Annotated in this window: 17 protein-coding genes; 8 read left to right on the top strand and 9 right to left on the bottom strand. The window is 38.1% G+C overall.

Annotation, left to right across the window (positions count from 1 at the left end):
- Window positions 1–22 precede the first annotated feature (22 nt).
- Both acs and I6F66_RS11930 read left to right on the top strand, forming a co-directional pair.
- On the top strand, window positions 23–1,963 hold the full coding sequence (acs, locus tag I6F66_RS11935) for an acetate--CoA ligase (RefSeq protein ID WP_165741001.1): 1,941 nt from the start codon (window positions 23–25) through the stop codon (window positions 1,961–1,963).
- 104 nt (window positions 1,964–2,067) lie between these two features.
- Window positions 2,068–2,718, top strand: coding sequence for a response regulator transcription factor (locus tag I6F66_RS11930; RefSeq protein ID WP_007584799.1), 651 nt, complete (start codon window positions 2,068–2,070; stop codon window positions 2,716–2,718).
- A 181-nt stretch (window positions 2,719–2,899) separates the two neighbouring features.
- Here the strand turns inward: I6F66_RS11930 and purU are convergent, their stop codons facing one another.
- Both purU and I6F66_RS11920 read right to left on the bottom strand, forming a co-directional pair.
- Window positions 2,900–3,730, bottom strand: coding sequence for a formyltetrahydrofolate deformylase (gene purU / locus I6F66_RS11925; protein WP_007584800.1), 831 nt, complete (start codon window positions 3,728–3,730; stop codon window positions 2,900–2,902).
- A gap of 213 nt (window positions 3,731–3,943) precedes the next feature.
- Entirely contained in the window at window positions 3,944–5,830 is a 1,887-nt protein-coding gene (locus tag I6F66_RS11920; protein ID WP_165728458.1) for a hypothetical protein, read from the bottom strand.
- Window positions 5,831–6,047: 217 nt separating this feature from the next.
- On the opposite strand from I6F66_RS11920, the gene I6F66_RS11915 reads away from it, so the two are divergent.
- Window positions 6,048–7,022 (top strand): DNA topoisomerase IB, encoded by a 975-nt coding sequence (locus tag I6F66_RS11915; RefSeq protein ID WP_165741000.1) that lies wholly within the window; start codon window positions 6,048–6,050, stop codon window positions 7,020–7,022.
- A 48-nt stretch (window positions 7,023–7,070) separates the two neighbouring features.
- Here the strand turns inward: I6F66_RS11915 and pelG are convergent, their stop codons facing one another.
- From pelG to I6F66_RS11880, 7 genes are read right to left on the bottom strand one after another with little or no spacing between them, the layout of a single operon-like run.
- Window positions 7,071–8,435, bottom strand: a complete 1,365-nt coding sequence (pelG, locus tag I6F66_RS11910) for an exopolysaccharide Pel transporter PelG (protein WP_007584803.1) — start codon at window positions 8,433–8,435, stop codon at window positions 7,071–7,073.
- On the bottom strand, window positions 8,423–9,940 hold the full coding sequence (gene pelF / locus I6F66_RS11905) for a GT4 family glycosyltransferase PelF (protein ID WP_165728460.1): 1,518 nt from the start codon (window positions 9,938–9,940) through the stop codon (window positions 8,423–8,425). Before pelF ends, pelG begins: the two co-directional genes overlap by 13 nt.
- A complete protein-coding gene (locus I6F66_RS11900) occupies window positions 9,933–10,916 on the bottom strand; it encodes a HEAT repeat domain-containing protein (RefSeq protein ID WP_165728461.1) in 984 nt (327 codons plus the stop codon). Before I6F66_RS11900 ends, pelF begins: the two co-directional genes overlap by 8 nt.
- Window positions 10,913–12,211, bottom strand: a complete 1,299-nt coding sequence (locus tag I6F66_RS11895; RefSeq protein WP_165728462.1) for a PelD GGDEF domain-containing protein — start codon at window positions 12,209–12,211, stop codon at window positions 10,913–10,915. Before I6F66_RS11895 ends, I6F66_RS11900 begins: the two co-directional genes overlap by 4 nt.
- A complete protein-coding gene (locus tag I6F66_RS11890) occupies window positions 12,208–12,723 on the bottom strand; it encodes a protein PelC (protein ID WP_197180500.1) in 516 nt (171 codons plus the stop codon). Before I6F66_RS11890 ends, I6F66_RS11895 begins: the two co-directional genes overlap by 4 nt.
- A gap of 14 nt (window positions 12,724–12,737) precedes the next feature.
- Window positions 12,738–16,025, bottom strand: coding sequence for a tetratricopeptide repeat protein (locus I6F66_RS11885; RefSeq protein ID WP_197209316.1), 3,288 nt, complete (start codon window positions 16,023–16,025; stop codon window positions 12,738–12,740).
- The gene (locus tag I6F66_RS11880) at window positions 16,025–18,733 is read right to left on the bottom strand and encodes an endo alpha-1,4 polygalactosaminidase (protein ID WP_165728465.1); all 2,709 of its coding nucleotides are present in this window, start codon (window positions 18,731–18,733) and stop codon (window positions 16,025–16,027) included. Before I6F66_RS11880 ends, I6F66_RS11885 begins: the two co-directional genes overlap by 1 nt.
- 486 nt (window positions 18,734–19,219) lie before the next feature.
- On the opposite strand from I6F66_RS11880, the gene I6F66_RS11875 reads away from it, so the two are divergent.
- From I6F66_RS11875 to I6F66_RS11855, 5 genes are all read left to right on the top strand, one after another.
- Window positions 19,220–20,887 (top strand): methyl-accepting chemotaxis protein, encoded by a 1,668-nt coding sequence (locus tag I6F66_RS11875; RefSeq protein WP_165728466.1) that lies wholly within the window; start codon window positions 19,220–19,222, stop codon window positions 20,885–20,887.
- Window positions 20,888–21,007: 120 nt separating this feature from the next.
- Window positions 21,008–21,541 (top strand): MarR family winged helix-turn-helix transcriptional regulator, encoded by a 534-nt coding sequence (locus I6F66_RS11870; RefSeq protein WP_231611873.1) that lies wholly within the window; start codon window positions 21,008–21,010, stop codon window positions 21,539–21,541.
- Window positions 21,542–21,658: 117 nt separating this feature from the next.
- Window positions 21,659–22,408 (top strand): serine/threonine protein kinase, encoded by a 750-nt coding sequence (locus tag I6F66_RS11865; protein ID WP_165728467.1) that lies wholly within the window; start codon window positions 21,659–21,661, stop codon window positions 22,406–22,408.
- Between the two features lie 313 nt (window positions 22,409–22,721).
- Entirely contained in the window at window positions 22,722–24,074 is a 1,353-nt protein-coding gene (locus tag I6F66_RS11860) for a magnesium transporter (RefSeq protein WP_165728468.1), read from the top strand.
- A gap of 55 nt (window positions 24,075–24,129) precedes the next feature.
- Entirely contained in the window at window positions 24,130–25,191 is a 1,062-nt protein-coding gene (locus I6F66_RS11855) for a DUF21 domain-containing protein (protein WP_197209315.1), read from the top strand.
- Window positions 25,192–25,268 lie beyond the last annotated feature (77 nt).

The raw sequence follows: 25,268 nt of genomic DNA, 5'->3' as shown, positions 1-25,268 counted from the left end.
AAGTAATTTAATGGAGACGAAGATGTCACAAAGTATCTATCCAGTTCCGGCGCATATTAAAGATGCGACTCTTGTAGATAAAAATAAATATAATACGCTTTACAAGCAATCTATTGATGACCCAGAAAGTTTTTGGCGTGAGCATGGCAAACGTCTTGATTGGTCTACCCCTTATACAAAAGTTAAAAACACATCATTCGACAAAGGACATATAAATATTAAATGGTATGAGGATGGCTACCTTAATGCTTCGTACAATTGTATCGATCGTCACTTAAAAACCAAAGCAGACAAAACGGCGCTTATTTGGGAAGGTGACAGCCCATCTCAAAGTGAGAATATTACTTATCAACAATTGCATGATGAAGTGGCTAAGTTTGCCAATGGTTTAAAAAAGCTAGGTGTTCAAAAAGGTGATCGTGTAGCGATTTATATGCCTATGACGCCTCAAGCTGTTTATGCAATGCAGGCTTGTGCACGTATTGGTGCTATTCATTCGGTTGTATTTGGTGGCTTTTCACCTTCTGCGATTGCAGATCGTATTCGAGATTCGGGTGCCAAAATTGTTATTACTTCGGATGAAGGGCGCAGAGCAGGTAATTGTGTTCCATTAAAAGCAAATGTAGATGAAGCGGTAGCGCAAGAAACTGTAACCTCAATTGAGCATGTTATTGTGCACCAATTAACCGGCGGTGAAGTTGATTGGAATGAGCACGATATATGGTGGCATGACCTAGTTGCTGATTTACCAGCAAAGTGTGAACCAGAGCCAATGAACGCTGAAGATCCATTGTTTATTTTATATACATCAGGTTCAACAGGTCAGCCGAAGGGTGTTGTGCATACTACTGGTGGCTACTTAGTTTACTCATCAATGACACATGAATACGTATTTGATTTAAAAGAAGACGATGTGTATTGGTGTAGTGCCGATGTAGGTTGGATCACAGGCCACAGTTACATTGCATACGGGCCATTAGTAAACGGTTGTACACAAGTATTATTTGAAGGTGTACCAACTTATCCAACTGCAGGACGTATGGGCGAAATTGTTGATAAACACGGTGTAACTATTTTATATACTGCGCCTACAGCAATTCGTGCGCTAATGGCGAAAGGTGATGAGCCAACTGCTTCGTCAAATCGCGATAGTTTACGTATTTTAGGCTCGGTTGGTGAGCCAATTAATCCAGAAGCATGGACGTGGTATTACGAGAGTATTGGTAAATCTAATTGTCCGATTGTTGATACGTGGTGGCAAACAGAAACCGGTGGCATAATGATTACGCCTTTACCGGGTGCAACTGATACAAAGCCTGGCTCTGCAACCCATCCATTTTTTGGTATTGCGCCAGCATTATTTGATGCTGAAGGTAATACACTCGAAGGTGCCGTAGATGGTAATTTAGTTATTTTAGATAGTTGGCCATCGCAAGCGCGAACTGTTTATGGCGACCATGAACGTTTTGAACAAACTTATTTTAGCGCCTACCCAGGTGTTTACTTTACTGGTGATGGGTGTCGTCGTGATGAAGACGGTTATTACTGGATCACAGGACGTGTGGACGATGTACTTAACGTATCAGGTCATCGCTTAGGTACTGCGGAGATTGAAAGTGCTCTTGTATCACATCCAGCAGTAGCAGAAGCCGCTGTTGTAGGTTACCCGCATGATATTAAAGGCCAAGGTATTTATGTTTATATTACGCCAAATGAAGGTGTAACAGTAAGCGATGAGTTAACCAAAGAGGTACGTAACTGGGTTCGTAAAGAGCTTAGCCCAATAGCATCACCAGATATGATTCAATGGTCTCCAGGTTTACCTAAAACGCGCTCAGGCAAGATTATGCGTCGTATTTTACGTAAAATCGCTGCAAATGAGCACCAACAACTCGGTGATACGTCAACGCTTGCAGATCCATCTGTAGTCGATGAACTAATCGAGAACAGATTAAATCGTTAAATGTGCGTTAAAAACTTGATTACAAGTTGATTCTAAACGTAGTATATCGGCTGTCAGTAAGGGTTTTATACCTAACTGGCAGCCGAATTTATTAGGAGTGAACCATGAGTCAGTTTTTAATAGCGGACGACCATCCGTTATTTCGTGAAGCACTAAAGGGCGCATTGAGCGCAAAATTTGAAGGTTTAGAGGTTTTTGAATCATCCGATTTTGACAGCACACTGCAAGTGTTAAGCGAGCAAGAGGATCTTGATATATTACTGCTAGACCTTCACATGCCAGGTAATGGTGATTTATATGGTCTTATTCGTATTAGAGAAGAATACCCAAGCTTACCTATTGCCGTTGTTTCGGGTAGTGAAGACGCTAATATAGTTTCTAAAGTAATGGGTTACGGCGCTATGGGTTTTATTCCTAAATCGTCATCGTCTGATGATATTGCCAGTGCAATTAACCAAATACTTGAAGGCGATACATGGCTACCAAAAGAGTTAAAAAACAAAGTAGCTGAAATTGAAGGTGAAGACCGAGAAATAGCAGCGCAAGTTGCCTCATTAACACCTCAACAATACCGAGTGCTGCAATATCTGCACGAAGGTTTACTTAATAAGCAAATTGCTTATGAACTGCACATATCAGAAGCAACAGTAAAAGCACACATTACAGCCATATTTAGAAAACTCGGCGTGTACAATCGTACCCAAGCCGTTTTAATTGCCGCGAAATTAAAACTCGAGCCAATAGAGCAGGCATAATTTACATTTAAAAAGTCACTTGCTTAATTATGAGCAAAAAAATGCCAGCAACAATGCTGGCATATTTTTATGTGTAGAATAGTTAATCAGAATTCAGGTTAATAACAAAATGCATACCTTGTTATCAACACTGTTTTATTACCTCAAAATAAACTACTTAATTAAGCGAATTGGTACAATGCTAAGAAAACACTACAGTTTTATTACCATTAATAAATAGCTTATGCTCTGATGCAAGTTGGAGTGCTTTACAAAACACTGTTTTCTCTACATCTTTACCCATTTTAGCCATCATTTCTGCAGTATTAGCGTGCGTTACGCTTGTTACGTCTTGAAGAATGATAGGTCCTTCATCAAGCTCATTATTCACAAAGTGAGCGGTAGCACCAATGATTTTTACGCCGCGCTCAAATGCTTGATGATAAGGTTTAGCACCTATAAATGCGGGTAAAAATGAATGATGAATATTAATTATTTTGCCTTCAAAGCGACCCACAAATTCAGGGCTTAAAATACGCATGTATTTGGCAAGACCAATAATATCAGGGTTGTAGCTGGCAATTAAATCACCTACTTTTTGATCGTGCTCGCTACGAGTTAGTCCTTCGTGCGATACAACATGAAACGGCACATCAAACCCTTTTGCTAAAGGCTCTAAATCAGCGTAGTTAGCAATAACTGCTAATACTTCAATATTAAGAGTTTGTTCAAATTGCTTTAGCAACATACCACCTAAACAATGGGCTTCTTTAGTTGCAAGTAAAACTACTTTAGTTTTTGCACCGCAATGTAGGGCAAGTTTAGCGCCTTGTGGCAACAGTGCGCGTAGTTGATCTAAAAAGTCGCTTTGTGGCTCGCCTGTAAGCTCTGTGCGCATAAAAAATCGCTGTGCGTCTTTATCTACAAACTCGTTGTTACGCGTAATATTTAAATTATTTTTATGACAAAGCCCTGTGATTTTAGCTATTAAGCCTACGTCGTCAGCACATTGGGTGGTTAGTATATAGCTCATTGTCCTCATTCTTACCCTGTGATTAATACTTCATTATTTGTGTTTTGGCACATAAAGCAAGGGCTTTGTGGACTAATCCAATATTAATCATGTTGTTGAGTATAAAAGAGGTAGTAAAGTTAAAAGGTATTGAATAGAGGTTAATAAAGGATAAAAAAATGCCACCTAATTTACAAGGTGGCATTAATACTAATAATCCAGAGTTTAAGTTAATTAACCCTTTGGCTCGGGAGATAAGCTTTCTTCTTGTCTTAAATACCCGGCAGCTTCTTCGTCATCTTTAGCTATCGCTTGCTGAGTAGGTATAGCACGCGTTTGCTGATTTAATTGATGTATTTGTGAAGCATTACCTAAATCACGCTCACTGGTGATTGAGGCGATAGATTCACGGTCTTTCAAGAACGCGATAACGTCTTTTTTGATTGCTTGTAATTGTCCTTCGTCTTTATGCATTTCCATAATATGGCGAGGATGTTCAAGATTTTTCATACCTGTTGCTGCAAACGTAGTAGAAATAACACGAGAAACAATAATCCAAGGCGTTATGCTACTGCGTACTAAAGTATTTTCTGAGCGGGTACTATCATGAATACCAGTACCTGTTGATATTTTAGACTCAGTAAATGTGCCTTCGCATTTAAAGTACACTAGTAGTGATTCAAATTGCATTTCAGCAAAAAATAGATGAGCTGTATTTGTAAGCAATTGCGCAAATGCTTTAATAAGTATACTTATTAGCAATAAGTGAAAGCTTGTCATTAATAGCTCACTAAATTGAATAACATGTTGGTTATTAAATGCTTGTTTAAAGCTACTAATATTTGCAGCGTCAACGTAATGATAAATATTAATAAACGAATACGCTAAAAACACAGTAAACGCTAAGGCTATAATATAAAGCAAGTTACCACTTACTAAAGCAAGTAACCTTGCTAGCGTAAAGTTTTTACCTAAGTCTATTGAGTGCAGTTTAGGTTGAATCTCTTGGATCATTTCACCTTTAAAACCGCCTTTACCTTCAATTTGTTCTTGAAGCTTAGGATCTAATTCGCGATAAACTCTGTTAGGTACTTCTTTATAACGACGGTTAGCCATTACTAGATTGTCTAGGTTTATAAAAATTTCGTCTGGATGAACAGACTCTTGCCAGTTTTCACGTAGTTCTGATACTTCAGCAGAAGGGGTAACTGCATTTAAACGCGCTTTAATCATAATAAAAGCAATTGCGCAGCTCAGAGTGGCTAATACAATAATCGCAATTAAGTACATGCCAGCATGAAGACTAGGTAGTTGCTCAATCCAGCCATCTATTTCTTGTTTGCTAATGTGTTGTTCTTTCATCAGCCATGACATAGAAAGGCCAATAGCGATTGGTAGAATAAAAGATAAAGAAATAATTTTAGCGAGTGCACCAGTACCAAGTGCTTCAATATTTTTTTCAGCGTTTCTAGAAATAGGTTTACCCGTAGAGCGCCACGAAAAAAGCACGTAGAACATTAATATGGCACTATAAACAGGAAATGCTAATTCGCCTGCTTCACCGGTAAAACCCGATAAAGATACAAATGCTACAAGGCCATAAGCAATAAGTGCAACAAGGGTACTTACCCATGAGCCAAATAAGCGCTGAGCAACATTACGAATAGGATAAGGTAGGAATAATAACTTAGGGATTAAGCTGTGAAGTAAACGTGATAAAAAACCATTAGGCTCTTTAAACGTACTGTTTTTACGACCAACCAGCATTTCTTCGAGTGATTGCGCGGTGTAGGCTACTTCTTTTTGTTCTTCTTGGGCGGTTGATGCTTGTGATTTGCTGTAGTTATAAGCAAGTGAAGTAGGGTGGTTTCTGCCTACAAAATACTTAAGAGTTGCATAAATACCACTTGAAAGTGAGCGAATGCCGAATGCTAAAATAAGCATGCCAAACACCATTAAAATCCATCCAGCGGTTGTATCTTCTTTTACTGATCCCGCAGCAATAACAAGTAAACTAATACCCGCTATAGACTCAATGAGTCCTCTTACAGCTGTTACTTTACCTTCAAGTTTGAAGGGGTTTTTTAGTCCAAGATCAATCGATCCATAATCAAAAGCCATTGAATGCTCCTTTTAAACAGCATGCCCAATTAAGGGAGAATATAAGCGTAGTTATAATAACCATTATATATATCGTATTTTTGTTTTTGCTCAATTTTTGATTATATATCAATAAAGTCGTTCAGTTTAAGGTTATTTTAAAGTGGTACATTCTATGCTTTGAAATATAAGCTTAAGCGAGTTAACAATATCTCTTTTAAATGCTTGAGGAGGAATGATGGAATTGATTTACGTTGATGATAGTTTGCCCGGAATTACCCGAAAGAAAAAAAACAAACATTGGCAGTATTTTGACCCAATAGGAAAAATAATTAAAGAGAAGGCCGTTATTGAGCGCTTAAATTCACTCGCGTTCCCGCCTGCTTATAAAAGTGTATGGTTTTGCCCTGAAGAAAATGGGCATATTTTAGCAACAGGTTACGACAGTAAAGGACGAAAGCAGTACCGATATCATCCATTATTTACACAACAACAAGATGCTAAAAAGTATCAAGCTTGTAGTGTGTTTGGACATAAGCTGCCGTTACTTAGGGCTCAATTAAAGGAAGCATTGCAAGGTGATGAGCTCGATTATGAACGTACTTTAGCAGCCATTGTTAGATTAATGGATTTAGGTGCTTTACGGGTGGGGAATGAACGTAATGTAAAACAAAATAAAAGTTTTGGTGCGACAACCCTAAGATCAAGGCATGCAAAATTAACAGGAAAAAATATTAGATTAAAATACCGTGCAAAGTCAGGCAAAGAAAGGGAAGTAAATATAACGGATAAAGCATTGAGTAGTGTTATTAAGGAGCTTCAGGACTTACCCGGGCAACACTTGTTTCAATATATAGAAGAGGGGGAGCGCTCTAACGTTACCTCTACTGAAATCAATCAGTATATTCAAAATATAATGGGTGAAGAATTTAGCGCAAAACACTTTAGAACATGGCGAGCAAGTGTGATTGCTTTTAAAGAAGTGTATGAAGCAAAAGGCGCTATTACATTAAAAAAAATGCTTGATGAAGTGTCTTCAAAGCTTGGGAATACGCCAACAATAGCGCGTAATTCTTATATTCATCCTGATGTTATTGAGCTTTGTAAGAAAAATGAATCAGAACAAACTCATTGGCGCGACAATTTTAAATTACCCCGTAAAACAAAGTATCTTAGTCGGTTTGAGCGCGGTTTATTAGAGTTTTTAACGTAACGATAAAGGCTGTAGCTTACAGCCTTTATGCTAAGTTTTTATATTATGCTATTGCAGCATAAACGTTTCGTATTCTAAATCTTCAAATTGTTTTGAAAGCCAAAATAATCCTACTACCGAGGTAATAATGGTTGCTAATGCAAAGCCATAGCCATAAAACTGCGGTCCAAAAGCAATTGATAACAAAGTTAAAACAACGTTTATTACCAAAAATAACCCCGCTAAAAATAGCACTGTTGAGCGTTTATCTAAATAAAACAAAATATTTAAAATAGATAAAAATATAACTTGTACGCCTACACCTACTACATCAATAAATAAAAGCGTTTTATAGTTTGGATCAATGCCAATAAAGGTAAGTATTTGCTCACCCCATAATAATAAGCAGGCAACGGTAATACCCTGAATTTTAAATATATCGTATAAACCGGCACGCGCAGTTTGGATCATACTGTCTTTTAATATGTAGATCTCTTCAAGAGATGAGCCACCACGAATAGCGGTGTAAAAACGGTCGTACTCTTCTACAAAGTCTGTTTCCATTTTTACTAAAAATACCGCCATACCGGGGATAATAGACAAATAAGCCAAAAATATAGGTAAGTCATAAATTGGGCTGGCTCTTAATGTACCAATAATTTGAATTGATGTGCTTGGAGAATACCAAAAAATGATTTTATCAGCCCATACACCAATGTTATAAAACAGACCACAAAAGAATAGGCTGTAATACACTTTTTTATTGCTTAAAAAGTCAAAGCTTATAAGTTTTTCACCTGGGTAGCGGCGAATAATCATAAATAAAAAGCTAAAAAAGAGCAGTGCTTCGCCTGCAAAAAACGCAAAAAATAAGCCGTCTAGCTGCCAGTCTCTTAATAAATATGCAAGCAATACCATAAAGGCGTAACCACTTAGCATAGTTATTAAAATTAACCGGTACTCTTTCATACCTGATAGAAAAATAGCGCCAAGCCACTGATTACATAAGCTTACAAAGGCACCTAAAATTATAATCTTAGTAACAACGGGTATAGGGAGCATAGGCCATACAGCTAAGCCCACCAATAACGCAGCTATTGTTGTTACAAGTTGCGCACCAAGTAAATTAGGGAGTACTTTTGCCTCTTCTTTTTGAAAAAACAAATCGGCAATAAACCGAGTTAGTAATAACTGCAAGCCACCCGTTAAAATAAGTGAGGCTGCCATCATGTAGGTAACAAGCGTTAAAAACTGAATAATAAGTACTTTAGGTAATACAATTCCTAAACTTAAAATACCAATTAGCATTAACGCTACAATAGAGAGCAGCCAGGGGCCTGAGCCTATTAACCCTGCGTAGCCGTATGCTTCAAAAACTGAGAGCAGGGTATTTTTTTTGAGAATTTTTCGTATCTCAAAACCTATTCCGGCCATGCCATTGTATCCTTATAAAGTTTATCGTAACGGGCAAACATGTGGCTCTCGTCATAAAATTTTTGTACGCGGTCTAAACCACTTTTTTGATACTCAAGCCAAGCTTGCTCATTTGTTAGCATATTTGATATTTGTTGTGCTGTTTCGCTAGGTGAAGCAATTGAGACAACTTCACCAGCTTTACCTAATGCTTTATCTTCATCGGTGCCGCCTTCGATTATTTCGCGGCACGAGCCAACATCACTAGCAAGTACAGGCACACCGGCCGCCATTGCTTCTAAAAGCACTAAAGGCTGCGCTTCGGAAATCGAGGTTAAAGCAACAATTCCGAGCTTAGGTAAAATTTTGGTAATATCTTGCATACCTAAAAACTTAACACTGTTTTGTAAATCAAGGCTGCCTACAAGTAGTTCACACTCTTTGTAATATTGCGGATCTTCTTCATAAGGGCCGATGATCCAGCCTTCGACCTCTGGTAATATCGATTGCGCTTCTTTAATCGCACGTATAAAGGTTTTAATATCTTTTATAGGAACTACACGTCCAATTAATCCAACAACCGGTGGTATCTGTTTTGGACGCTGCTCAAGCGCTTCAATAAAGCGCACTGTTTTAATACCATTAGGTACAACAAATGCTTTTTCAGGCGCTGCACCATCTTTTATTTGGCGCTGTCTGTTACCATCGTATAGCGAAATGATCTTATCTGCTTCTTGGTATGTTGTTCGGCCTATTTGCTCAAAAAAGCTGATCCACATTCGGCGAATAAAGCCCATCTCGGTATTTAAGTTTTTACCTAGGCTTTGTTCAGACTCTTTGATCCAACTGGCTTGAATAAGATCTATTTTTCTCTCTTTGGTGTAAATACCATGCTCGGTCAACAAAAAGGGAGTATCGCTTATTACACTGGCACCAGATCCTAAAATACCAGCATACCCGGTAGATATTGAGTGAATAAGTTTAACTTTTGGAAGTCCACGTGCAATTTCGGCTATTTTAAATAGCGGTTTATATAAATTGCGGTATGACCAAAAAAAGTCAATAAAAGAGGATTCATCACAAAAAGTTGAATAGTAATTGATGAGCACTTGCCACGATGATTCACTATATAAAAAGTCGGCTTCGTTAATACCGTCTTTTTTAGCCAAAGTTTCAAATGCAAATTTTAACAATTCACTCGGAATAGGCTCGTTACAATCTCTAAAATAATTTTGTAGTTGCTGCCAAAAATCAAAGAGCTCTTTTTTATATTTAATGCCATGCTTAGCTTTTATTTCAGAAGTGTCATTTTCCACTAAATAATGAACATGCAGCTTGGTAACGTTTTTAGGTAAAGTATATTGAATCTCGCCATAATGCTCTGGCGCTCCACCTATAAAAACAAGCTCAAAGTTATAATGAGGTAACCCTTCAATTATTTGATGAACCCAGCTAGATACACCACCACGTATGTAAGGGTAGGTACCTTCCAAAAGCAGTAAAATGTCTGCATTTTTATTACTCATGCCAATACTCCTGCAAATGACGTAATTCACTGCCTTTAGGTTGTTCTGGGAGTTCTTTTAAGTAGCGTTTACAGTCGTCAAACTTGTTCATACAAAAGGCAACTTCGGCTTTATAAGGGAGAACATGACGCCTTGCCATACCAAATTCGGTTGCTTTAAGTAAGTACTCATGGGCTATTTCGTATTTGTCTAAGGCTAAAGATATACGGCCTAAAAATATAAAGGTTGCAGGTGTTTTTACGTGCTCAATACTTTGCTGTGCAAGTGTTTCGGCTTTTTCTAAAACGTATTTTCGCAGTGCACCTTGGGCTAAACCTAAGTAGCTAAGTTCCCAATAAAGTTCGGCTAGTTGTTTTTGTAAATGACTCAATTTAGGCTGCTTAGTCGTAACGGCTATTTCTTGCTGATATAAACTGATTTTTTCGTTGAGTTTGGTTTCTTTACCATCAAGGGTTGAGTAGGCGAGTAGGCGAATATCATCTTCTAAATCTTTAAGTGCTAGCTTTAAAATAGGAATAGCTTGTGAGTCACTCATGTGACGAGCTGCCATTACAGCACTTAAACGTTTATTTGGTTCACTCGCGTGCTTTAAAATTGCTTTAAGCCCGCCCATAGAATAGGTTGGATTTGCTGATATAGCTCTGGCTTCAAAAGGAAGCTCAGGTATTTTATGCTCTTCAATTTCTATATCATCGTTTTTTAGAGGTTTACACAGAGCAAACGTAAGCGCTACTACAACACCTATAATTCCAAGTACTGGTAATGTAAACAATAATAAAAACATGAGCAAAAAAGAGCTATAAGGAGTCGTTTTGTATTTTTTAGGTATAAACACATAACTAACAATAGCAAAAAGGATGCTAGCAATAGCATGCAATAGTATAGCTAAAAACCAATTAGGTGTTTCCAGTACTTCTATTAGTGCAAAGTACTGACAAATACACCCTAAAATAGCCGCTATAATAATTATAATCATGAAAGTGAAACCAATCTCTTTATATCATCTGAGCTTATTGGTAGTGCAAGTTGTTGCTCAATAACAATATCAAGCTCAGCTAAAGTGCTACCAGTGCGCTCTTTACACCACGTGTTCATTCGGGCAATAAAGCCTGCTTTTTCAAGTTCATCAGCTAATGGCATTAATAGCAGTAATACCTGATTTTGATTATCATACAAATAAATGTCTAAACCACGGCGTGCTTCACTTAAATAACTCATAAGTTGAGTCGATTTATCAGTAATATTATTGGCTTTTATTTTTAGCAGCTGCGATGGAATGTTGTATCGTTTTGCTTCTTTATTCGCGCGTTTAACTTGGCGAATAAAGTATGGAGACTCTTCATACGTCATTACTGGGTTTGTTATTTCATGGCGCAGCAGGTCGCCAATATGCCCAGCCATAACAGCAAGTAGTGTAAGAGTGGTATTTTTAAGTGCAAAAAATTGTACTCTTTCAACTAAAATAACGCCGTAAATTGTATTATTTACGTCGATAAGTGGGATTGCCATATGGTATTTACTTATACCTAATGCAGTTTTTGCGTCTTTTACTGATACTAATTCTTTTTCTTCAATCATCGCTAATATAAGAGGATCATTTTCAGCTATCTGACCCATTTGGCTAATAGAGGCAAGTGGTGGCTCTAAAACAGTGTCGTTTTCAACTTTATATAATCCCGCTCTTTCTAATAAGCCATATTCAACGAATAGGTCGATTATTTTTTGCGCTGCGCTATCAAGCCTTCTTTCTTTTAATAGCCCGATAGAGGTTCTTACTGCTTGTAGCGATTCACGCAAACTTAACGTGTGGCCAGCAAGCATTTGCTCTATTCTATCGTGAGATGAATTAATTAAGTGATACTGACGAGTAAATGTTTCAAGGCGATCGGTTACGTACTCAAGCTGAATACTTTGTTGTTGATTAGTACGTTCCCACACATCCCTAAATTCGCCAGTGATCATAATTACAATAATGTAGCCAATCATGGCGTTAATATTGAAGTCGCTTTGTGGTGATAAAATATTTGCTTGAAGTAAACAAAGTTGACCAACAAGCAAACATAAAATACTAATAAAGCCTTTTGAAAAGCCATAACGTAGAGAAACTAAAAGTGGGCCAAGTACAGGCCACGAAAACCCTCCCTCAGTCCAAAATGGGTCCTCTGCGTTAAATAATACAGGCAGCCCTAAAGCAAGCGCGGTAAATATAAATACCTCAGCCCATATTTGTAGCTCAGGAACGTCTCTTGGTCTAAGGAAATGTGTTTTCACTCACTAACCTCTATATAAGAAATTAAATCGGCAATCACATCTTGTGCTGTTGCTGCAATGCTATCGCGACCCCAGCCACTTTTAGCAATAGTTCCCGTCCAAATTGGCGTTGTTTGCCCGTTAACTGTGAGTGATAAGGTCAGTGCTACAACAGGTTCTCCGTCAAGACCGGCTTTATAGCGCCACTCTTCAATGCTACCTGTTAGTACATAGTCAGCTTGTTGAGTGCTTAACCATTGCATAGCATTGTCTAAACGGTATTGATCGTCCAGTGGTGGAAGCTCTTTAGTGTTTACGCGAGGAGCGCGTATAAGAGTTGGCAATTTATTTTGCTGCCAAATACTGGCCAAAATATCTTCAGCACGCTCACCAGCAAGCGGTGTTTGAGCATGATTAACAAGTGGCATTAATGCCACAGTTTTTGAAGGGCTAAGCTCTACATCATCAGCAACTCTGCTGGTGGTACATGCTGATAATAGTAATACCAAACACGGTATAATTAAACGAAACATACTCTCTCCTAACATTAAAAATGTACGTAATAACCTAATTGTAATTGTGTATCTGAGTTACCCACTTTATTACTACTTTGGTAACCCAGCTGTAATTTAAATAAATCATCGCCCAGTACAGACCAACCAGCGCCACTTGAAACTGATACATCTACTGTATCGTTAAGTGTTTGATAGCCAGTACTTATATCAAATAACCATGAAGGGCTTGCGCCTAAATAAGGCGGCTCCAACGAACCTGTTGAAGCAAATGAGGTCCCTAGTGCAAAACGTCTAAATGGTTGAAGGTCAACTCTTAGCGGTCTTCTACTTGCATCTGTATTTATTAATGCATTAACACGTTCAAAGTCTTGCCACTGTGCACTAAAATAAGCGTTCCAAATTGGGCGGTCTTTTAAAATACTGTATTGGTAACGTGCATTATATTCTTGGCCATTTATTAGTGAGCTGCCATCGCTTCTTCGAGAAAAAGACATCGCTGCTGCTGATAGCTGTACATTTTGTCTACCATCAATATTGTAGTTAACATAGGCCGTGGCTTTATCTAGCTGAGCATAGCTAAGTAGCGCTTCTGATTGGCGGTTTTCAACATTATATTCAAGCTTTAAACCTACCTGAGTACGCGAATCCCATTGATAACGAGAGTCTAAGCTAAGACCTTGGCGACTAACTAAGCTGCCTTGGTGAGAATCTATTTTTGCATCAAAATACCAACGACCAAATGTCATCTTATCTTCTATCGCAAACAGTAATCCGTTGTTATCAAGATTTTGCTGATTACTTAAACTTAATTTCCATTGCCCATTAGCATAAGGAAAATAAACGTTTACATCGTACTGGCTACTGTTTAAACCAGCCTCTGGCGATAGGTTTATTTCAAGTGCTCTAAAATAGGATGCGCGTGCATTTCTGAGTAAACTCAATTGCGATTCATTTGCCTCGCCAGTAAGTTCTTCGTACCAACGTTGCATGGTGGCATAGGGTTGTTTTAAATAGAGTAGGGCGTTTAGCTCATCTAATTTGCTTAGTGAACCTTCAGCTATAAGCTGTTTCGCTTTATTAAACTCGCCGTTGGTCATATAAAGCTGTAGTTTTTGCCAAGGTTCTAACTTTTGTGCAGCTCGACGTGCTAACCACCAGTTTGCTTGAGGCTCACCAATAGTGTCGGGCGCGAGCTCATCCATGGAGTTTAATTGCATTAAATGAGGAACAGCCATTGCACCTGCCCAGCGGTACATTAGGCCTCTGTATGCGTATTTATCTTTAGGTAAATGCTGTAATAAATAGTGATTTAGCTCGGCAGCATTCGCATAATAACCAAGCTGCTTCATTACATCGGCTAAGTTAACCAGTGTTGTTAAGTCACTTGGATCTGCAACAGCTAGTTTTCGTAAATAAAAGTAAGCACTGTTATATGATTTTTCATAAATAGATAGGCTAGCTAATAATTGCGTCCACGCGTAGGTAGGATCGCTGTCCGAATAGCGAGTTAAAATACGGCTGATCATTATAGTGTCGTGCATTTGTAGCGCTAACCAACCTTGTGCGAGTACAACATCGGGGTCGTATTCACTTAATTTAGCGGCGCGGTTTAGAGTTGTATAAGCCGAATTTAAATCACTTTGATTTTGATACCAATTTGAAAGAATAACCCAAGCAGGGTAGAGAGCTTTATTATAACGTTGTTTATCAAGCTCTGTGTGAATACGGGCAACCGATTTAGCATCGTTTACTTGCGTGCTTAATAATGCAATTTGTATCAGTTGGCGGTCTGTAAGTGACTCATTTTCCCATAGATAATCGAGAAGCTCTTGAGGCCGTCCTTCAAAGCGCAGCTGTTGGTAATAAAGCGTGTCGCCAACACTTAGCGTGCTGATTGCTTTTAGTTGCTCAAAAGCATAAAGCTCATCTTTTTTATCTTGAACACGCATTGCCATATCTACTCGTGCAGTCCAAAATTCTCCATTAGTACTTTGTTGCTTGTTTTTTAAAATAGACAATGCTGTTTTAAAGTCATCCTCAAGCCAAAATGCACGAGCTATCCAAAGTAAGTCTTCTTCATTTTTAGGCCCTTTATATTTAGGCCATAAAGCTCTTAGTGCTTTTAAATTTCCGGAATCGTGAAGTACTTTCGCTTTCCAATATTGCGATAATACACTCTTACCATTTATTTGTTCAAAACGGTCAATATTACTGAGTTCTTGTTTTGTGTTGCCTATAAATTCGTTTGTTTGCATCCACTTAGCAAAGCCATTGCCTTTTAATTGTCGGTTTTGTGCTTTGTATTCATATATATCGTTGGCGTCTTGGTATAAATATAATGCCGCAGCGTCATTAACACTGTCAGTAAGCATCGCTGGGGTTACAGCTCTGTTCGACATTAGCCATTTAAACTCTTTAAGCGCTTCTTTAGGCTTGTTCTGCCAGCGCTTTATTTTCCAATTTAGTAAGCGTAGCTCTTTGTCATTTGGAGTTTGTAGTAATAGCTTGGCGAGTAATTGCTCAGCCCCTTTTGCATTCCCATTTGCTAAACGCAGGTGCATGGCTTTTGTTAAGTACTCGGTGTTATTTGGATCGCTCTTTAATAAGCTTTCAATGGCTTGAGCTGAATCTTCTGTATTGCCAGCTAAGTTAGCTAAATAAAGGGTGCGTTTAACATTAGCTTGGTCGCCATAAGTTTTCCACCAGGCGTAAGCTTGTATCGGATTATTTGCGCCAAGTGCAGTCTCAATCGCTTTAGCTGCAATGTCAGCATTTATATTTGTTTTATAAATAGCGAGAGCTTTGGCTGGTTCGCCAGCGCTCAACCAGTAATCAGCTGCAAGTAGTGGTTGTTTATTTTTTTGATAGTACAGAGCAACTTTTGCGTTTAACCCAACTGCTTTTGCAATAGTTAGTATTTGTTCGTCCCAATGCTTATGGACACCTATTTTTAAAGATAGATCTTCAAAGCGATCGTCAACTTTAGCCCCGCTTGCTAGCCATAATGAGTAAAGCAGCTTTATTTCTAGAGTTGCTTTGCGCTCACCTCTTGGTAGTTTTTCAAGTTCGTTAGTGGCTTGTGAATACTCACTAAGCCCTATATGTAGTTCAACCAATTTTGCGCGTAGCTTTTCGTTGTTAGGCTCAGTGTTGAGCGCTGCATTAAGGTACGATTTTTCAAAGGTATAATCTTGTGAAAGTTCATCATCTTCAAAAAATAAGGTGTGAGGAAATAATGCATAAAGTGCAAAACAACTTACAGCTAATATTGCTAATATTGTTTTTACAGAAATTAACTGAGGGCGCTTTTTAGCATTCATTATCGAGCGACTCCATTGCAGTTAAGATAACCATAAAATTGACCCTTTGGAAGATTAAAGTGCGTCACATTAGCGCGTGTAATACCTTTAAAGTGCTCTCCTAAGCTAGATACAAATTCGCAAGAACGTGCATTAATTAAATCAAGCGAAGCAGGCACCCACGCTTTAAAGCTAACAGGTCCGTTAACTTGCCAGTTATCAATAACAACATTTGCAGACGCTAAATAAGGTTTTTTACTATTTTGACTGTGATCAAAGCTAAGACGAGCTACGTTATTAATAATGTGTATATAGTCACCTTTTTCAGTAACGCCTGACACACCTTCACTTTGGGCAATGTTAGGCATATCAAAATCAGTAGGAATTCGTAAAGTACGAATGTATTTTGAGCTAAATAACCATTCATTATTACTGTTTTTTGCTAGCGCAGAAAAGTAAAAGTCTTTTGCTACTTTTGCGTAATGGCTCAAATGTACCGGTGTATTTGGCCTAGCTAAAACATAATCTATATTGTGTTTTAGTGCGTCTAGTCCCGCAGGGATTTCACCTGAGTAAAAATGAAAATAAATAGTGTAGGGTTTTAATCTATATGGTTTTTCTGTTATTTCAAATGTTTCGGTTAAGCGTCTAAAACCATAATAAGGCCCGTGCCATAAGTTTGTATATACGTTTTCATTTAATATGGGGGCATAAATTTGATACAGCAAATCGTGCTCTGGTCTACCTATTGGTGAAACATGCGTAAGGCTTGGGTTATCGGCATTTACATCTGTATTACCACCGTTGACGTTTAATACGCCAGCATCGCGAGCCAATTCAAGCGCTTTAGGGCCGGGAGTTGCATCGCCTGACCATAACATCATCACTGTTTTTTTGTTTTTTGGTGTCAGGTTTTCATCAATATACTTTATTGAATCGGTGATTTCTTTTTTTAAGCTTATTTTGTCGTAGCCAGGTACATCAAGATGAAAACCATAATCTACTTCATCTTTATCTACTATTCTAAGGCCAGATAACGCAGTCCAAAAATAAGGGTGGCTATAAGTATGCGAAGCAATTTCTACATAAGGCAAATTAAAAATACTGCGCGCTATACCTTCAAGTTTGGCACTTTGTTTTGAATGTAAGCCACTTTTTTCAATATCAGCTTGAATAACCGATGAGGTCAAAGGCAGTTTATAGCGCTTAATTATTTCATCGCGAATCACTTCTGCAGAATATGGTTTACCTGCATAATGTGCCGGGCTTGTGAAGCCATCGCCATCTATATGCAGCGTTAGCATGCGCCTACCGCTTTCAGTTGTCGTATCAGGCACTAGAATCGGAGGTAGTCCCATTGCTTTGGTGAGTAGTGTACGTGGGTCAATAACCCATTTACTCCCTTCCATTGGCAAGGTATCTATAAGCCAAGGTGCAACAACAACCGCGCCATATTTTGTTTTAGTACTCTGCACTATTATAGTTCCATCAGCCGCTTTTATATTGATAAGCGGGGTGGCATCAGTTGCTAATTTCAGTAAGTAGGGCTTAATTATCGCAGGCGATGTTGTCGCTTCGCCTTTTAGCCATGTAGTAAAATGATTAAGTTCATAAGGGGCTGGAGGCAATACGCTAAGCGCTTCAATACCAAGGTTAAGTAATAGTTTAGTTGATTGCGGTAGCTCACCCATAATTAGCTCAGGTACAACGCCTAAGTTACTTTCCAACCAATTAGTAATAGTTGGGGTGTAAAAAGCATCGCTGTTTGTCCATGAAATAATACCAGCATGTAAACTTGGATCTACTAATGGCAAATCTCGTTTAGCTACATCAACATAATCAGGAATATATCCCAAATACTCAATCATGGTCGCAAGCTTTAAATGTACGGTAGTGTAAATGAGTGGTCTTACATTACTGTTGAACGGAATTAGGATGCGTCTTGGTACTGGCGATATGGTTGATGTACCCCATGTTTGTAAGTGCCCATCTGTTACCCAAGGAGTAAAGCCAGCTTGTTTTATTTTTTGCGCCATAGCAAGGCGGTTATCAGGCTGCGCATAATCAATAACTTGTACTTTAAAACCTAAGTTTTGTGCTGTTTTTAATTGTGCGCTTAGCCAAGCTTGATCGTTCTCTGTGGTTAATTTGTAGCTATTATTAGTTGGGTTGTAATGACTATATAAACCTTCAGCAACTAAATCATTGGCTAAACCAGTAAGTTTAGGTAATAACTCAAAGCCTCGATTAAGAATAAGATGCTTATTAAACGTACCAGAGAGGTTTTTTATAATCGCGACTAAGCCATCTTGTTGATCTGATTTACTGTGTTTGTCATCTAAAAGTTGATAGCTGTCTAGCGTATCTAAAAATAAACCACTGAAACCACGCGCTTTTAAAGAAGCTGCGCTGTCTTGCATTTGTTGTTGCCAATCCGTAGATGTTAAATCTGCAATGTGGCTGTTCCAATTAGGATTAACTGAAAGTGAAGAATCACTTTTATTGAACGATTCACCCACACTTAAATAAGCGTAAACGGCAATGTTTCGTTTTTTAAACCAATTAAGCTCGTGCTCGGTAACGAGTTCAGGCTGGACGACAACGCGAGAATAAAAAGTCATTTCGGCTAATGGCATCGGCGCTGAGTAGTAAAAAGCGATACTATTATTTACAGGTGCTGAGAATGCATGAGCAGACACTAAAAGTGCAAGGTATAAAATATATTTCATTAATAATTCATTTTTATTAGATTATAACTGTGGCTCAAAGTGATGCGTTCCGATTTTCTAGTTGTTTGGTATTAGTAATATAGGGTTATTATATGTTAATGGAAGTTTAATATCTATATGTTCATTATTTATATGAACCTAAAATTAATACTAACATGAGTCGTGCGTTAACTCATTACATAGCTGGTGATTAATCGTCTTAGTACGTTATAAAATTAAGTTTAGATCAATGCAGCTGCTAGAACTTTAAATCTCTAGTGAAAGAGTGGCAAATTATATATTAATTAATACGAAGGTCTCAGTGTTTTTAGTGTCCAAATACCTTCCTTGTGACTATAATATCAGCTAATTGAGCATGGTATGAGTTTACTCCCACCAATTTTTTTTATTTACTATGCTTTTAAACCCAATAAAACAATGTAAACAGCCGTAATTTAATTTTTGGCTATTGTCGCTATATATGCATTTATATACCCCGGAGAAATAATGAGTAATTTAAGCTTGAAAAACAAACTGTTGTTATTAGCTATATTGCCCTTAATGCTACTTTTGATTAGCTTGATGCTGAGTTCTTATTATTTAGAGAATAAAAATCAGCAACAAAATTTTGAAGCATTTCAAACTAAACTAATAAGTGACAAACAAACGTTGCTAAGCACCGAGGTAGAAATTGCCAGTAAAATTGTGCGCTACCAAATAGCAAATGGCTCTGAGCAAGATGCTAAAAATGCTTTAAGAGATTTAACATTTGGTCAAGGTGGTTACTTTTTTATATACGACACAAATGGCGTTAGTGTTTTTCATGCATTATTAGGTGATGCTATTGAAGGGCAAAACAAAATAGGGATGACTGACCCTAACGGTAAAAAAATAATAGTGGGCTTATTAGATCAAGCTAGAAAAGGCGGTGGCGCTTTTAACTATCATTTCCAAAAACCAAATACCACAGGCTTAGTTGAAAAAATGGGCTATGCAGCAATGATCCCAGGTACAAACTGGATGATTGGTACTGGCGCATATATGGATGATATAGACGCAGAACTACTTAAATATCAAACAGCAATGCAAGAGCACATGAATGATAAGGTAGTGACCTTATTGCTAATTGCTTTATTTTGGGTTGTGTTAACTATTATATGTGCGTTAATTGCCGCAAATACAATGGTAAAACCAATACAGCGTATGGCGCAAAGCCTTGACGATATTGCCAAAGGTGAGGGCGATTTAACTAAACGTTTAGATATTGATACTAACGATGAAATAGGCCAACTTGGCGAAGCATTTAATATGTTTGTAAGTAAGTTACATGGCATTATTGCTAATGTGGTTGATGTAACACACGATGTAAAAACAGCCTCTAGTGATATAAATACACAAACACGATTAATTGAAGACAAGCTACTTAATCACAATCATGAAACAGACCTTGTTGCGACGGCTATTACCGAAATGTCGGCTACTTCTCATGAGGTGGCTCAAAATACGAACCAAGTGGCAGAGTCAACCCAAGCGGCAACGCAAGAAGTTGCTAAAGCTCAAGAGTGTGTTGATATTTCACTCAGTGAGGTGTCTAACCTAATGGGCGAGATAAACCTAGCCGCAGAACAAGTTGATTCACTCAGTGATCAATCTAAAAAGATTAATAGTGTACTAAGCGTAATTGGTGGAATTGCCGAGCAAACAAATTTACTTGCACTTAATGCTGCAATAGAAGCTGCACGAGCAGGTGAGCAAGGGCGAGGGTTTGCTGTTGTTGCTGATGAGGTAAGAAGCTTAGCAAGTCGTACTCAAGTTAGCACATTAGAGATTAGTGAAATGTTGAGTGAGTTACATAATTTAGTATCGGATGCTGTAGCCGCAATGCAAGCGAGTCAGAATAGTTGTAATCGCTCAGTAGAATCGTCTCGTGCTATTTCAGAAAGTTTAGGTGCGGTAACAACCTCAGTTAGATCAATTAACGACATGAGTACGCAAATTGCGACAGCGGCGCTGGAGCAAAGTAGCGTTACAGAAGAAATAAACCGTAATGTATTTGCCATTCAAGAAATCGTTAATGAACTAACTATTTCAAGCAAAACTACCTCTTCGGTAGGCCAGCATTTAGCTGCGCGTGGTGAAAACTTAGGACAACTCGTTGGCCAGTTTAAAATTTAACAAAGTTTAAAACTTTACAGTAAAAGCCGCTAATAGCGGCTTTATTTTTGTGGCTTAGTTTTAGCCGCTTAGTTTTTATAAAAATTATTGAATTTTTTGTATGTGTTAAGGTCTATCAGCATGCAAATATACCTATACAGTGGAATAACCATGCAAAACATGCCATCAATTAAACGTTGTACTCGAGAAGAGTTAGCGCCAGAGCAAGACTTGGGGCGTTTAGTGTCTTTTTTACGCTCGAGATTAGCCATTCATGTTGATGCCAAGTTACTTCCTATGGACTTAACCTCAGCGCAATATATTGTGGTAGTACTACTTGCGAGAGAGTCGGTTAATACGCTTGCAGGACTTTGTGAGTATATGGTTTATGATCGTGGCGCTATGAGCCGCTTACTAAACCGACTTGAAGAAAAAGGACTCATTATTAAAACGCAATGTGAGCTTGATAAGCGCTCAACTATTTTGTGTTTAAGTGAAAAGGGTAAAGCTCTTTGTCCAGAAATAATGCCTGTAGTAAACGAAGTCTATGCTCAAGCATTAAATGGTTTTTCAGAGCCAGAAAAAAATCAAATAATAGACTTATTATTTAAAGCTATAAATAATCTAGATACATTACCCGAAATTCCCCCCACAAATAGATTATCAATAAAATAGTGATACTGTTTCAACAGAAAGTTAGCGTGCTAATTAGTTGATCTGATTGTGCGTAGAATCTAACTTTGATAATATAGTTGCCTAGGCAATTAAAGTTATCATCTTGTTAGGTTTGTTATGATTGAAAATAATTTGTTAGTACAATTACAGCAGCAATATCCAGAACATACTTTTATGCAACATCACTTAAGTGTTGTCCATAAGGGACGTTTTGCTAACGCGATTGTGTATCGATATAAAGATAATGAATTTGATTTGATTGTTAAAGATTTTAGCCAAAGCCCGTGGCTTATTCGTAAAACATTTGCGCGACTATCTGTAAATCAAGAATATAAAGGGTTGAGCCGATTAGCTGAGCTTGATGCTGTTGCTAATCGCTTTTGTAGGTTATCGCCGATAGCTGTGGCTTATAACTATATTGAAGGCATGCCACTGCGCTCTTTAATTCATGAAGACAAAACACTACCTGTTAACTTTTTTAGCGAGCTTGAGCGCCAAGTAGCAAAAATGCATCGTAAAGGCATCGTGCATTTAGACTTGCGTAATATGGGTAATATTTTATGCGGCGCAGACGGTAAACCTTATTTTATTGATTTTCAGTCAACCATTAGCTTCTCGCGTTTTCCGCGTTGGTTGCAACGCTTTATGCGAGGCTCTGACATGTCAGGTGTATATAAAGCATGGAATAAATTGGGCGATCAACCTCTGCCTAAAAAAAAGCAAGACTATTTAGATCGCTTCAATCACGTGCGTAAACGCTGGATTTTTAAAGGTTACCCAATACAGCGTGGCTATGCGTGGGGCGCTGCACTTATTACTCAATTTGTAGATTCTGACTTAGTACGAAATATTACCGATAGACTTTAATTAAAAGCATAAACCGTAATTTAAAAACACCTTATTCATTGTGTGATTTTGCCCATATTAGCCTGGCTAATATGGGATTTTTTTTATTATAAGTAATCCGTTTGGTTTACTTACTTGTCGTTTAATTCCTTAAAAACAATTCCTTTTACTGTTTTTTTAATTTTTTAAAATAAATATTAGTACTGCATTTAGTTTGCCCATACAATGCGCAAAAATAGCCTGCGCATGCTTAATAAGTTCACGTTTTTTCTGCAATTTTTTATTGTTCAAGTAAACTGTGAATAATGTACGCTTTTAAATTTAAGGTTTTAAGATGATTGAGTATCCGGTAGACCAACTTCCACAGCTCATAAATGATTTATTGCAATGCGATACAACAGAACGCAAAAATAAATTATTAGCAGATGCGCAGTTAACGCTTTCAACAGAGCACCTGTCATTACTTTTTGAGGCGATACCAAAAGAACAACGACTTGAAATTTGGCAGTTGCTTGACGAAGACACGCAACACGAAATTTTTGTTAATTTAAGTGAAGATAGTTGCTTGTGGTTGCTGCAAACACTAGAAGACACTGAGGCTTTTAAACTTCTTGATGAAGTTAATGTAGAAGAGCTACTGGAACTTGAAGAAGTTATACCAGAGCGATTTGTTGAGTATGCAAAAAAGCAACTCGATGAAGCGCAAACCAAACAATATGAATTAGCGCAGCAATACCCGCCAGAACAACTTGGTCACTGGTTAGGTTTTGACTTTTTAAAAGTATCGGAGAAGCTAACAGCCGGTGGTGCTAAAAAATTGCTACATAAAGGTTTACCGCAATACAGTGAAGTTATTTATTTAGTAAGCCGCAAGGGTAGTTTAATAGGTGAGGTTGCGGTAAATGATTTAATAAAAGCCAGCGACACTGATAACTTAATGACATTGGCAAATCATGACTTTTCATCGCTCCATGCTGATGATGATTTATATGAAGCGGCAGAGGTGGTGATTCACAGTGAAAAAATGGCACTGCCAGTGGTTAATGCTGATAACAAATTACTTGGGCGATTAACCATTGCCTCTGCTTATGAATTACGACAAGAAATTGCTGATGAAGCAGCCGCTAAAGCCGGTGGTTTACGTGAAGACGAAGACCTGTTCGCAAGTGTGCGAAAAAGTGCTAAAAACCGTGGTATATGGTTAGGTATTAACTTAGCTACTGCCTTTTTAGCGTCCTGGTTCATCGGTTTATTTGGCGCAACTATAGAACAGGTTGTAGCACTCGCTGTATTAATGCCAGTGGTTGCTTCTATGGGCGGGATCGCAGGTAGTCAAACATTAACCGTTATTGTGCGTGGTTTAGCGCTCGGACAGGTTACAGATTCAAACCGCAATGCGTTACTTAAAAAAGAGCTACGTGTTGGCGCTGTAAATGGCTTGGTATGGGCGTTTGTAATAGGCCTGCTTACCTTCTTATGGTTTAACGATTTAATGCTCAGTATTACGATTACGGTAGCCATATTATTGAATTTAGTGGCCGCGTCACTAGCTGGTGTTGTTATTCCGTCTATTTTAGACAAAATGAAAATTGATCCTGCGTTATCTGGCTCGGTAATTTTAACTACCGTTACCGATATTGTTGGGTTTGTTACCTTTTTAGGTTTAGGCAGTTTATTGCTTTTATAAGCCTTATACCAATTCGCTTAATTAAGTGAATTGGTATTACTAACAGGAAAATACAATGACCTTTGAAGTCATGATTTGGTGTGCAATTGCTTTGTGTATTTCACAATCGGCAATATTTTCGGGCTTAAACTTAGCGTTTTTTTCACTAAGTAGGCTTCAGCTCGAAATGGAAAGTGCAAAAGGGAACGAGGCGGCCATAAAAGTGATGGCCCTTCGAAACGACTCTAACTTTTTATTATCGACTATTTTGTGGGGCAACGTAGGTATTAACGTACTACTTACACTACTTTCTGATTCGGTATTAATGGGCGCAAGTTCGTTTTTATTCTCAACTATCGCAATTACTATTATTGGTGAAATAACACCGCAGGCTTATTTTTCGCGTAATGCGCTAAAAATGGCGAGCCTACTTTCGCCGCTAATTAAGTTTTATCAGATTCTGTTTTATGTAGTTGCTAAGCCAACGGCTTTAATTCTCGATGCATGGTTAGGTAAAGAGGGGATTACGTACTTTGCTGAAAGTGAGCTCAGAGGTATTATTCGCAAACACATAGAAGCAGAAGAGGCTGATGTTCAGCACGTTGAGGGAATAGGCGCGCTTAACTTTTTTAGCTTAGATGAAATAAGCGTAACCAAAGAGGGTGAGGTAATTGATCCAGACTCTATTATTGCTTTGCCTACTAAGCTTGATTTGCCTATTTTCCCAGACCTTACATTAACGACTGATAATGAGTTTTTACGAAAACTACATAAGTCAGGTTATAACTGGGTGATCATTACCAATGAAGACGGTTGGCCTTTATTAGTGGTAGATGCTGACGGCTTTTTACGTTCAGCCTTGTTTGAACCAGAGACGTTCGACCCTTATCATTATTGTCACAGACCTATTATTGTTGCTGATGAGGCGATGCGCCTGAGTGAAGTTATTTTAAAAATACGGGCTAGTCATTCTTTAGATAAATCGTTTGATGGGGCCATTGATCACGATGTGGTGTTAGTGTGGAGTGATGTGAAGCGCATTATTACCGGCGCTGATATATTTGGTCGGTTACTCAAAGGTATGAGTGCACCAAAACTCGAACTGCATGAAAATACAGAAAATAAAAAGCAGCTATAAAGCTGTCTCTTGATCACAAGTCTGGCTCAAGAGATTTTGCTAAATCGTAGCCTTCCAGGATGGCTTGTAACTTAAGC

This window comes from Pseudoalteromonas sp. NZS100_1, assembly GCF_015864285.1.
GTDB classification, from domain to species: Bacteria; Pseudomonadota; Gammaproteobacteria; order Enterobacterales; family Alteromonadaceae; genus Pseudoalteromonas; species Pseudoalteromonas arctica.
This window is presented reverse-complemented; position numbering and strand designations above follow the sequence as displayed.